This window comes from Chitinolyticbacter meiyuanensis, assembly GCF_008033135.1.
Lineage (GTDB): Bacteria > Pseudomonadota > Gammaproteobacteria > Burkholderiales > Chitinibacteraceae > Chitinolyticbacter > Chitinolyticbacter meiyuanensis.
In genome coordinates this window covers 2,956,777-2,968,097 of sequence record NZ_CP041335.1, presented here as the reverse complement: position 1 = coordinate 2,968,097, position 11,321 = coordinate 2,956,777, and the positions used below count along the sequence as shown (strand labels likewise).

Annotated in this window: 12 protein-coding genes; 3 read left to right on the top strand and 9 right to left on the bottom strand. The window is 67.0% G+C overall.

The annotated features are described in order from the left end of the window. The first annotated feature begins 18 nt into the window (after positions 1 to 18). Together pmbA and FLM21_RS14075 are read left to right on the top strand one after the other, a co-directional pair. Positions 19 to 1,395 carry a metalloprotease PmbA gene (gene pmbA / locus FLM21_RS14080; RefSeq protein WP_187359908.1) on the top strand — a complete coding sequence of 459 codons (1,377 nt, stop codon included), beginning with the start codon at positions 19 to 21 and terminating at the stop codon, positions 1,393 to 1,395. Between the two features lies 1 nt (position 1,396). After that, the gene (locus FLM21_RS14075; protein WP_148716174.1) at positions 1,397 to 1,867 is read left to right on the top strand and encodes a dihydrofolate reductase; all 471 of its coding nucleotides are present in this window, start codon (positions 1,397 to 1,399) and stop codon (positions 1,865 to 1,867) included. 44 nt (positions 1,868 to 1,911) lie between these two features. On the opposite strand, the gene FLM21_RS14070 is transcribed toward FLM21_RS14075, so the two are convergent. The 3 genes from FLM21_RS14070 to FLM21_RS14060 are packed head-to-tail and all read right to left on the bottom strand — an operon-like array spanning position 1,912 to position 4,226. Next, on the bottom strand, positions 1,912 to 2,535 hold the full coding sequence (locus FLM21_RS14070; RefSeq protein WP_148716173.1) for a glutathione S-transferase N-terminal domain-containing protein: 624 nt from the start codon (positions 2,533 to 2,535) through the stop codon (positions 1,912 to 1,914). 49 nt (positions 2,536 to 2,584) lie between these two features. Next, complete coding sequence (locus FLM21_RS14065) at positions 2,585 to 3,385, bottom strand: class I SAM-dependent methyltransferase (RefSeq protein ID WP_148716172.1); 801 nt, start codon at positions 3,383 to 3,385, stop codon at positions 2,585 to 2,587. 7 nt (positions 3,386 to 3,392) lie between these two features. Continuing rightward, positions 3,393 to 4,226: an NADPH-dependent oxidoreductase gene (locus FLM21_RS14060; protein ID WP_148716171.1), complete on the bottom strand. Its 834-nt coding sequence runs from the start codon at positions 4,224 to 4,226 to the stop codon at positions 3,393 to 3,395. Positions 4,227 to 4,483: 257 nt separating this feature from the next. Between FLM21_RS14060 and FLM21_RS14055 the strand changes: the two genes are divergently transcribed. Next, positions 4,484 to 4,912: a hypothetical protein gene (locus FLM21_RS14055; RefSeq protein ID WP_148716170.1), complete on the top strand. Its 429-nt coding sequence runs from the start codon at positions 4,484 to 4,486 to the stop codon at positions 4,910 to 4,912. A gap of 148 nt (positions 4,913 to 5,060) precedes the next feature. On the opposite strand, the gene FLM21_RS14050 is transcribed toward FLM21_RS14055, so the two are convergent. The 6 genes from FLM21_RS14050 to FLM21_RS14025 form a co-directional block, all read right to left on the bottom strand. Continuing rightward, positions 5,061 to 6,701, bottom strand: a complete 1,641-nt coding sequence (locus FLM21_RS14050) for an arylsulfatase (protein WP_148716169.1) — start codon at positions 6,699 to 6,701, stop codon at positions 5,061 to 5,063. A gap of 149 nt (positions 6,702 to 6,850) precedes the next feature. Beyond that, positions 6,851 to 7,807: a TauD/TfdA dioxygenase family protein gene (locus tag FLM21_RS14045; protein WP_148716168.1), complete on the bottom strand. Its 957-nt coding sequence runs from the start codon at positions 7,805 to 7,807 to the stop codon at positions 6,851 to 6,853. Positions 7,808 to 8,009: 202 nt separating this feature from the next. Then, on the bottom strand, positions 8,010 to 8,729 hold the full coding sequence (locus FLM21_RS14040) for an HD domain-containing protein (protein ID WP_222846704.1): 720 nt from the start codon (positions 8,727 to 8,729) through the stop codon (positions 8,010 to 8,012). A gap of 69 nt (positions 8,730 to 8,798) precedes the next feature. Further along, positions 8,799 to 9,554, bottom strand: coding sequence for a trans-aconitate 2-methyltransferase (locus FLM21_RS14035; RefSeq protein ID WP_148716167.1), 756 nt, complete (start codon positions 9,552 to 9,554; stop codon positions 8,799 to 8,801). 15 nt (positions 9,555 to 9,569) lie between these two features. Then, on the bottom strand, positions 9,570 to 10,217 hold the full coding sequence (locus FLM21_RS14030; protein ID WP_148716166.1) for a glutathione binding-like protein: 648 nt from the start codon (positions 10,215 to 10,217) through the stop codon (positions 9,570 to 9,572). A 66-nt stretch (positions 10,218 to 10,283) separates the two neighbouring features. Then, positions 10,284 to 11,294 (bottom strand): TauD/TfdA dioxygenase family protein, encoded by a 1,011-nt coding sequence (locus FLM21_RS14025; protein ID WP_148716165.1) that lies wholly within the window; start codon positions 11,292 to 11,294, stop codon positions 10,284 to 10,286. Between the last annotated feature and the right edge of the window lie 27 nt (positions 11,295 to 11,321).

Here is an 11,321-nt window from a genome sequence, read left to right as displayed (position 1 = left end):
TGCGTCGGTAAAACCAGTATGATACCAAACGGTCCAAGCCCGGTTCCCATACAAGGATTGAACGTGTCCGCCTTCTCGTACAGCGAACAGCAATTGCAGCAAATGGCCGCCCAGGTGCTCGACACCGCCCGTGCGGAGGGCGCGAGCGCGGCCGATGTCGAAGTCTCGGAATCGGTGGGCCAGAACGTCAACGTACGGCTCGGCGAAGTCGAGACCATCGAATACAACCGCGACAAGGGAATGGGCGTGACCGTCTACCTCGGCCAGGCCAAGGGGCACGCCAGTACTTCCGATTTCTCGACGCAGGCGCTGGTCGATACCGTGCGCGCCGCGCTCGCCATCGCCCGCTATACGGCGGCCGACGATTACGCGGGCCTGCCTGATCCGGCGCTGCTCGCCACCACCTTCCCCGATCTCGATCTCCACCACGGCTGGGAGCTGCCGGTGGACGAAGCCATCGTGCTGGCGCAGCGTTGCGAGGACGCCGCCCGCGCTGTGGATACCCGCATCACCAATTCCGAAGGTGGCAGCGTCAATACCCACGCGTCGCGCTGGGTCTACGCGAACTCGCTGGGCTTTTCCGGTGCCAGTACCGGTAGCCGCTATTCCGTCTCCGCGGCGGTGATCGCCGAGGACGAGGCCGGCATGCAGCGTGACTACTGGTACAGCACCCGGCGCGATCCGGCCGAGCTGGAGTCGGTGGAGTCGGTTGGTCGCCGCGCTGGCGAACGCGCGGTACGCCGCTTGGGCGCGCGGCGCGTCAAGACCGGCGAATATCCGGTGCTGTTCGAAGCACCGGTGGCGGCGTCCTTGCTATCGCACTGGGTCTCCGCCATCAGCGGCTCCAGCCTGTATCGCAAGTCGTCGTTCCTGCAGGACAGCCTGGGCCAGGCCGTGTTCGCGCCGTGCGTGAACGTCATCGAGGACCCGTTCGTGAAGAAGGGCCTCGCCAGCGGCGCTTTCGACGCCGAAGGCGTGGCCACCCAGCGCCGCGAGCTGGTGACCGCTGGCGTGCAGCATGGTTATTTTCTGTCCAGCTATTCGGCACGCAAACTGGGCATGGCGACCACCGGCAATGCCGGCGGGCCGCACAATCTGTTCGTCACCCCGACAGCCACATTCGATGCATTGCTGCAGCAGCTCGGCACCGGCCTCTTGGTGACGGAGCTATTGGGGCATGGCATCAACCTGGTGACCGGCGACTACTCGCGCGGTGCCGCCGGCTTTTGGGTGGAGAACGGCGTGATCCAGCATCCGGTGGAGGAGATCACCGTGGCTGGCAATCTGCGCGACATGTTCCGCCAGATCGTCGGCATCGGTGACGATGTGCTGCTGTCCAGCAGCCGCCAGGTCGGCTCCATCCTGATCGAACGCATGACGGTGGCGGGGGAGTAGCATGCTGGCGCTGATCTCGGCCGTGGCCCGCAATGGCGTCATCGGTGTCGATAACATGCTGCCCTGGCATCTGCCGGAAGACCTCAAGCACTTCAAGGCGCTGACCATGGGTTCGCCGATGATCATGGGGCGCAAGACTTTCGAATCGTTGCCGGGCCTGCTGCCGGGCCGCCGCCACCTGGTGGTCAGCCGCAATGCCGGCTGGCATGCACCGGGCGCTGAAGCCTATTCCAGCTTGGAGTCGGCCGTTGCCGCTGCCGGCGAGCAGGCCTTCGTCATTGGCGGGGGCGAGCTCTACCGGTTGGCGCTGCCACTGGCCGATACGCTCTACCTGACCGAGGTGGATCTGGCGCCAGCGGGGGATGCCACCTTCCCCGAGGTGGACCGTAGCGTCTGGCACGAGACTGCGCGCGATGCGCACGTTGCCGCCAACGGCATCGCCTACGCTTTCGTCACCTATTCCCGGCGCTGATCCCGGCGGCTGACCAGCCGGTCAGCCGCCATGGGTTGTTTCCCCTATTCCTGCTGCTCGAACACCAGCGCTGCCTGCACGCTGGCACGGGCGTTGTAGCGCTCGCGGAAGGTGTTCAGGTGCTCGAGGTCGGCGAAGTCGGTGCCGAAGCGGGCGATCCAGCGCACGAATACGCCGAGGTAAGCATCGGCGATGGTGAAGCGGTTGCCCACCAGCCATTCCTTGCCGGCCAAGTGGCGATCGATATGGGCCACGGTCTGCTTCAGCGTGGCGCGCGATTGGGTGCGGATGCCGTCGAAGGCAGCCTCATCGTTGCTGTAGCGCTCCGGCCGGTTCACCGCGCGAAAGCCGCCGGCATGCACTTCGGCACTGAAATAGCCAATCCAGGACTGGATCAGCCCGCGTTCGGCCGAGCCCGCCGGGGCGAACAACGGTGTGCCAGGGGCGAGGTCGGCGAGGAATGGCAGGATGGCGCTGTTCTCGGTGATGACGGTGCCGTCCTCCAGCTTCAGCGCCGGCACGCGGCCGAGCGGATTGACCGCGTGGATGGGCGAATCGGCGACGCGGGTCTTGACCTTGACGATCTCGACCGGCAGGCCGAGTTCGCGCACGACGACATGGGCGCCGAGCGAGCAGGCGCCGTTGGCGATATAGAGTTGATGTGGCATGAGGGCTCCAGAGGGGTGGGCCGTGGCGGCGTGCCACGGTTTGTTTTGATCAGGCTGGCTTTCTGGCCAGCGCAAAATGCAGGTTGCGATGCAGCAGCACGCCGCTCGGCGTGGCGAGGGCCTCCAGCGTGCCGCGCAGCGCGGCCTGCAGTCGGGCGCGCACGTCCGGCAGGTAGTCGCCGAGGAAATTGCCGAAGGAGCTGGCGTTGCTGAAGGCGAGCACGGCCTCGACATTGGGGAAATGGTCGGCAAAGCGGCGCAGCCGGATCTCGTCGACGAGGAAACCTGCGGTTTCCAGCTGCGTGGCCAGTTCCGCGTGGGTTACGCGGTAGGGGGTGCTGCCGCCGACCTGGCCGCGACCGAGCCCCGCGTCGGCCAGCACCTTGGCGAGGATGCGCTGGATATCGTGCGGGCGCTCGCGGCTGGCGCTGCTGATGGCGATGCGCCCACCGGGGCGCAGCACGCGAAAAGCCTCATTCAACACCGCGGCCTTGTCGGGCAGCCAGTGGTAGACGCTGTTGAGCAGCACGGCATCGAAACTGCCGTCCGCGAATGCCGATAGATCCTCGCCGCGTGCCACTGCGAACGACAGCTGCGGCAAGGTGCGTGCTGCAGCCAGCTCGATGCGCAGCGGCAGCGGGTCGACGCCGACGACGCGGCCGCTCTGGCCCACATGATGGCGGGCGGCGAGCTCGGCCAGCCGGCCGGTGCCGCAGCCGATATCGAGCAAGGCATTGCCCGGTTTCAGCTGCAGCCCGGCCAGCAGGAACTGGCCGTGCTCGTATTGCAGATCGCTCACCTGATCGTATTGCTGGGCGAGCTCGGGGGTATCGAGGGTCAGGCTGGGCATGGCGACCTCACTGGAACACGAAGCCGCGATTGCGCAGTGCCTCGGCCAGGCGATCACGTCCGCCTAGCGTTTCCGGGCCGCGCAGCCGGCCGACAGCCTGCTGGCTCCACGGCTGCTGCGGCAACTGCTGCGTGGCCTGGAAGGCCTGGATCACCGTGTCGTAGTCGGCGACGGCTTCGTCCTGCTGGGTGTTGGAGTACTGCTCGCGGTGCAGCACCGTGCGTTGCGACAGTCGTGGTTTCACCGAGGCAGGCCGCGCCGGGTCGGGATGGCCGACGACGAGGCCGAAGGCCGGGAATACCTGCTTTGGCAGGCCCAGTTCTTCGGCCACCGCCTCGGGTTTGTTGCGCAGCGCGCCGATGTAGACGGTACCGAGGCCCAGCGATTCGGCGGCGACGAGGGCGTTTTGCGCTGCGAGGGCGGCATCGATGAAGCCCATCACCAGCGTATCGAGGTAGTCGAGCCCGGCGATCTGCTCGTCGCGCTGGCCGGCCACGCGCTTGAGCCGTGCCAGATCGGCGGTGAACAGCAGCAGCAACGGCGCTTCGACAATATGGGCCTGGTTGTTGGCCAGTGCTGCCAGCCGCGCTTTGCGTGCAGAGTCTTCGATGGCGATCACGCTCCACACCTGCAGGTTGGACGAGCTGGGCGCCGATTGCGCGGCGGCCACCAGCAACTCCAGCGTGCCGGGCGGCAGCGGCTGGCTGGTGAAGGCGCGCACCGAGCGGTGCGCCAACAGCGTTTCCAGCGTGGCATTGAAATCAGGCAGCAAGGCGAGCTCGTCGCGGCCGTAGCGGCCGTTCACGAGATCGAGCGGGGAAAGTTCGGCAGGGTGGCCCATGGCATGGCTCCAGGTGAGGACGGGACCGGGTTAGCAAGGTGCGTACCAGCGCCCGATGGCGTCGTTGCTGGGCCGGAGGGTAGGGTCTGTGCAGAAATCAGCACCTGTTTCAGCAAAATGCTGATGCGCCTGCAGTGTCGGCGGTGGCGGGCGATGCGGTCGGCATTCGTCCTACGGTATGCGGTGGTGCTGGCCGATAGGGCGCAGTGCAGGGCAGAGGAACAATGCGCAGCGTGTACCTGTGAAGGAGTCCCGCCATGCGTTCCACCCATCTGCTGTACACGGCAACGGCCTGGGGCCTGGTTGCCGCACTGGCCTTCAGTTTTGCTGCCGCTTCGGCCTGGCAGCAGCCGGAGGCCCCAGCCGCCGCGCTGGCACAGGCCGGTGCGCCGGAAACGCTGCGCCCGCGCCCGCTATCGACCGGTGGCCCGGTAGTGCCGGAGCCGGTGCACCTGGCCAGCGTGCGTATCCGGGAGTTGCCCCTGCCGCAACAGCAGGCCGTGCCAGACGAGGAAACCGGTGCCGAGGATACGACGACCGCTGCGGCCAGCGCCGACGAGTCCGTGGTCTACGCCTGCACCGAGGCCGGCAGTACGGTGTGGCAGGACACGCCGTGTCCGCAAGCCGCTGAACCGGCTCTGCACGATCTCGACACTGTGGCCGAGCAAGGCTGGCATCGCTCCTGACCGCCTCGCCTGACATGGCGAGCGAGCCGCGCAACGGTGCTGAGAAGGGCCGGAACATGCGGAAATGCAATCAACCGGACTCTCCCGCTTGCAGCGGGGCACGAGGTGCGACCAGGACTAATCTTCCCGCGGGCTTGCGCTGTCGCCCCTACTCGCGGCCTGCCATGCCGGGGCGTGCTGGCAGGATCACACCGTTGCGTCGGGCATAGTCGTTCCACGCCGCCGTGAGTCTTTCCACCCGCGCAGGGTGTTCAAACGCGAGGTCGTGCTGTTCGGCTGGATCGGTTGCCAGATCGTACAGCGCCCAGCGGCCTGCTCCCCACGGTGCCTCCTCCCACACCAGCTTCCATTGGTCCTGCAGCACATAGCGCCGACCGAATAGCTCGTCGGCGACGATGGCCCCTTCCGGGCGGACCTTGATGTCATCCCGCTGCAGCGCTGACAGCAGCGACACGCCGGAGAGCGGTTCCACCGCCTTGCCGGCATAGCGCCTGCCAGGATTGGGCAGTCTGGCGAGCTGCAGTAGCGTCGGCGCGATATCGCGCACGGTGGCCAACTGGCCAAACAGTGGCTTGCCTGTCTGCTGGCCCGGCAGCCGTACGATGGCGGGGGTGTTCACGCCACCCTGGGTGGCGTGGCCTTTCCACAGCCGGTGTGGCGTGGCGCTGACTTCGGCCCAGCGCTTGCCGTAGTAGAGGTTGGACAGCGGCTTGCCGTAGTTGGCAAGGCTGTTGTCGATGTTCGGGCCATCCTTGTGGCCGCGCGCGCCCTCGGCGCCGTTGTCGGCGAAGAACACGATCAGCGTGTTGTCGTAGCGGCCGTCCTGCTTCAGCGCTCGGATCAGCCGGCCGACGTTGGCATCGAGGTTCTCGACCATGGCAGCGTAGACCTCCATCTTGCGCGCCTCGCTGGCGCGCGTTTCCGGCGTCAGCGCTTCCCAGTCCGGATTGTCCGGCGTGGCGGGCAGCCGTGGTGCTGGCTCGACGCCCGCGGGGATCAGGCCCAGTGCCCGTTGCCGGGCAACGCGGGCCGCGCGGACCGCCGCGTAACCGGCGTCATAGCGGCCGCGATAACGCTCCAGGTATTCGGCTGGTGCCTGTAGCGGCCAGTGCGGCGTGGTGTAGGCGGCGAAGGCGAAGAAGGGCTTGCCGTCGGCGACATCGGCCTTGAAGTAGGACAACAGCTTGTCGGTGTAGAAATCGGTCGAATAGAAGTGGGGCGGGATGGTGGTGAGGCGGCCATTCTCTCGATATTTCACCTGGTCGTAATCGTGTTCCTTGCCGGGCACCGGCGCGAAGTGGCTGCCGGCACCGCCGAGCAACGTGAACGCGCGCTCGAAGCCGCGTGCGGTCGGGCTTTGCGCATCGGTTTCACCCAGGTGCCACTTGCCGGCGATATAGGTGTGGTAACCGCCGTCCTTCAGCAGCTGGGCAATGGAGAGCGCCCGTTCGTTCAGATAGCCCTCGTAGCCGGGCTGGCCGCGCTGGTTGTCCTGCTGCATGCCGGCCATGGTGGCGAGGCCAACCGGGTGATGATCGGCGCCGGAGATCAGCGCGGCGCGCGTGGGCGAGCAGGTGGCCGCGGTGTGGAACTGCGTCAGCAACCGGCCTTCGGCGGCGAGCAGATCGAGATTGGGCGTGTGGATCTCGCCGCCGAAGGCACCCAGATCGGAATAGCCGAGATCGTCGGCGACGATCAGCAGGATGTTCGGCCGCGTCGCCGCCTTGGTGGCCAAGGCCGGCGGCACGGCCAGCAGCAGGCTGGCCAGGCAAAGGGTACGCAGGATCATGAGGCGTCCAAAAAAAGCCGGCGGACCAAGCCCGCCCCCACGGGCGTGGACCACCGGAGTCTCAACAAAGACAAAGGAACGAGGAGAAATGAAGCGATGCGCTTCGTGGTATCCGCCAGGCCGCCACGTGGGCGGCCCAGCCGGATGCATCAGGCCGCGGCGCTGTCTGCCGGGGCCTTGTTTTCGTTGGCGGCGGCCGCATTGCGCACCACCTTGCTGCGGGTGACGCTGCGGCGGCCGTCGAGGGCGACTGGCACGGTGCCGTCCACCGTCACGCGGCGCACCACGCGGTGGGCGTCGCCGTAGTCATCCACCGCGTAGTGCTGCGTGGCCCGGTTGTCCCACACCGCCACGTCGCCCGGCTGCCAGCGCCAGCGCACGGTGTTCTCCAGGCGGGTGACATGGCCCTGCAGCAGGTTGAACAGATGCTGGCCGTCATTGGTGGGCAGGCCGACGATGCGTTTGACGAAATGCCCCAGCAGCAGGTGGCGCTCGCCGGTTTCCGGGTGCACGTGCACCACGGGGTGCTCGGTTTCGTAGACGGTGGAGGTGAACACCTCGTGGTAGCGCTTGAGCGCTTCCGGGTCGGCCTGCGGCTTGCGTGCCGCGTAGTCGTATTCGTTGCTGTGCACGGCCCACAGCTTGTCCGCCAGCTCGCGCAGCTCGGGTGCAAGATCGGTATACGCGGTGTGGGTGTTGGCCCACACGGTGTCGCCACCGGCCTCGGGGATGGTCACGCCGCGCAGGATCGAGGCCTGCGGATAGGCATCGACGAAGGTCACGTCCGTATGCCAACTGTTGGCGCGACCGCCGTACTTGGAATCGAGCTCCAGCACGAAGCTCGTGCCTTCCTTGGTGTGGGCCGTCGGGTGCTGCACGGCTTGGTCGCCGAACAGGGTGACGAGCTGCTCCTGGCTTGCGTCGTCCAGATGGGCCTGGCCCCGGAAGAACAGCACCTTGTACTTGAGCCAGGCGGCGCGAATGAAATCACGCGTGGCCTGGGGCAGGTCCGGCGCGAGCTTTATGCCACGGATCTCGGCGCCGATACGGCCGGCAACCGGGTGGACCGAAACACCCGCGGGCGGATTGCTGAGAATCTCTGACATCGCTTGCTCCTTGTATGGTTATCGGCGCGATCAGCGCCGGCGCGTCCCTGCTGCAGGGATGCGTTCATATGAGCAAAGTGCGTGCCAACTGTATTTTTCAGTGTTTTATGGAATAAAGCGTACCGCGACGTCTCAGCGTGCTGTGTTCGGCACACGGGGGTAATACAGGGTGTGCGAAAGCCAGCAGCAAGCTTGGGTGAGTTCAATCCTGGTGGAACAGTCGTTGCCACCAATTGCGCTGTCGGGTCGCGGCAGCCAGATTGCTGCGGGCTTGGATCTCGAACTCGTCATGCAGCGCTGGCGTGGCATAAAGCGGTGTGCGCGCCAGCAGCGCCAGCAGGATGGCGCGGCGCTTGCTGCGGAACACGGGGCCCGGCACCCAGGCGTACTCGGCGCGAATCTGCGCCTGGTACTCAGCAAAGCGGGCTGGCGAGCTGCCGAGGATGGCGAGATCGATGTCGACCAGCAATCGGGCGTCCTCGCCCTGCGGCACCGCGTCGTGCCGCGTGGTCAGGATCAGTTCCCGCACGCGCGCGATGCGTGACGGCTGCACGCTGGCCGCGGTCAGTTCAAGTGCTGCCCAGTCCGCGCTGCGGGCCTCGTTGTCGCTGGCCTTCACGTCATACACCGCATCGTGGAACCACAGCGCAATTTCCACTTCAGCCGGCTCCGCCGCGAGATCGCGGTACCGCATCAGCAGCGCAAGGCACTCGGCCAGATGCTGCCGGGTATGGTAGCGCCGCTGCGGCTCGGCGTAGGCCGCCAGCAGGGCATCGCGCACCGCCAAGCCATCGTTGGCTGTACCCAGGGCGGGCCAGCAATCGCGCCATGAGGCCTCGAACAACGCGGCGGCACTGGTCAGCGCCTGCTCACCGGGGGCGAATTCCGTCGTGCAGCGCTGGCGTGATGGCAAGGCGCGCATCGGGCATCCTGACAAGGACAGGATGCTCAGCATAGCCGGCGCCTTGAGGCGCGGCTACTCACGAGCAGTTCAGCGCTTGCGTGCCACCGCAAACAACCGCCGATACGGCAGCGGCGTCACGCCATCCTGCTGTGGATAGGCGTGGGCCAGCGCCGGCTTGAGCTCGCTGGTGAAGTCAGCCCAGGCCGCATCGTCGAGTGCGGCACGCAGCGGGCGCAGCGCGGTGCCGGAGAGCCAGTGGAATACCGCGTCGGCGCCGGTCAGCACGTGCAGGTAGGTGGTTTCCCAGACGTCGGCCTCGGTGCCGGCATCGAGGGCGATGCTGGCATAGTCCAGCGGCTCCAGCACCGGGTTGTGCCGCCAGTGCGGCAGCAGTGATTCGCGCCAGCGTGCGCTGCGTACCAATGCGTCGACCACCTGGTGCGAGGGTGCGGCGAAGTTGGCGGGCACCTGGAAGGCGAGCCAGGCGCCGGGCGCGAGGGCGGCCAGCCATTGCGCCAGCAATGCATCGTGCCCCGATATCCATTGCAGCACCGCGTTGCTGATCACCACGTCGGCATCGGTGGGCGGCGTCCAGTCGCGGGCATCGAACTGGCGTATATCCAGGCCGCGCTGGCGGGCGGCGGCGACCATGGCCGGATCGGCATCGAAGCCTTCGATCCGCGCCTGCGGCCAGCGCCGGCCCAGCGTGGCGGTGAGATTGCCCGGCCCGCAGCCAAGATCGATCACGCGGCGCGGCGCGCTGGCGGCCACGCGGGCGAGCAGGTCCTGGAACGGGCGGGCGCGCTCGTCGGCAAACTGCAGGTAGAGCTCGGGATTCCACATGCGGCTCGGGGCTCCTTAGGCGGCCACGTGGCGGGCGACGGCTTCGCGGCCGATGGCGTAGGCGCGCTGCACCGCCGGGCGGGCTTCGATCGTCTCGAACCAGCGTTGCAGGTGCGGGAAATCGGCCAGCCGCTGCTGCTGGCGAATGTGGCCGACGATCCAAGGGTAGCTCGCGATATCGGCGATCGAATAGTCGCCGGCGATGTACTCGCGGTCGGCGAGGCGCTTGTCCAGCACCGCGTAGAGCCGCGCTGTTTCCTTCACATAGCGCTCGATGGCATAGGGAATCGGGTGCGGTGCCGCCCGGGTGAAGTGGCCGACCTGGCCAGCCATGGGACCGAGCCCGGCCATCTGCCAGAACAGCCATTGCAGCACTTCGGCGCGGCCTTGCAGCCTGGTGGGCAGCAGCGCGCCGGTTTTTTCCGCCAGATAGAGCAGGATGGCGCCCGATTCGAACAGGGAGATCGGCTCGCCGCCGCCGGTGGGTGCATGGTCGACGATGGCGGGAATACGGTTGTTTGGTGCGATGCGCAGGAAGGCCGGATCGAATTGCTCGCCGTTGCCGATATCGACCGGGAACAGCTGGTAGGAGAGCCCGGTTTCCTCGAGGAAGATCGTGATCTTGTGGCCATTCGGCGTGGCCCAGTAGTGCAGGTCGATCATGGCAGTGTCCGGCGTGTGATCCTGATGGAGGGAAGTGGCCCCGCCTGGCGGCGGGGCCGACTAGGCTCAGACCGCTGGTGCCGAAGCGGTGGCAATGGCTTTTTGCGCTGCGCGTGCAGCCGCTTCCCGGGCGGTTTTCAGCGCTTCCGGCTCCGCTGTGCCGAAGGCCGCCCCTTCGACGATCTGCGAGGTAAAGCCGTCCGGGCCGACCGGCACATCACCGGTGAGGGTGGTGCGGTACAGCACGCGCTCCACGCCTTCGAGGTGATCCAGATCCTGCGGCGCGAGATGGGCGGTGGCGCGGTTGTCCCAGAACGCGATGTCACCGTTGTGCCAGTGAAAGCGTACGGTGTACGCGGGCTTGGTTACCTGCTCGAAGAAGATCTCCAGTAGCTTGTCGCTCTCGTGCTGCGACAGCCCGACGATGTGCGAGGTGAACCCCGGGTTGACGAACAGCGCCTTCTCGCCGGTTTCCGGATGCACCCGCACCACCGGGTGGATGGAGACCAGCGGGTTCTCGGCAAAGCGCTGGGCGAGCTTGCTGCCAGCCGGAATGCGCGAGCGGGCGCCAAAGCGGTGCTCGGCCGTGAGGCCATCGGCCAGCGCGCGCAGCGGGGCGGACAGCCCTTCATAGGCGGCGACGAGGTTGGTCCACTGGGTGTCGCCACCGAACGAGGGCACATTCACCGCGCGCAGGATGGAGCCGGCGGGCGGGTTGACCACCGCCGTCACGTCGGTGTGCCAACGGCTCTCGTAACTGGAGCGCTGGATGCCATTGCGCCGCTCGTAGCGGCTGCGGTCGATCGGCAGCAGCTCCGGGTAGCCGTCGATGGGCTCGTCCTCGTGCGGGTGGGCGTAGGTCACTTCGCCGAAGCGGGCGGTGAAGGCCACCTGCGCGGCATGGTCGACCTGCTGGTTGCGGAAGAACACCACCTTCCACTTGAGGAGGGCACTGCGGATGTCGCGCACGGCGTCATTGGACAGCGCTTGCGACAGATCGACACCGCCGATCTCGGCGCCGATATGGCCGGCCAACTGGGTGACGGTAACGCCGGAGGCGTGGGTAACGGTAGACATGGTCTGGCTCCTTGCTGGGCGCCGGCC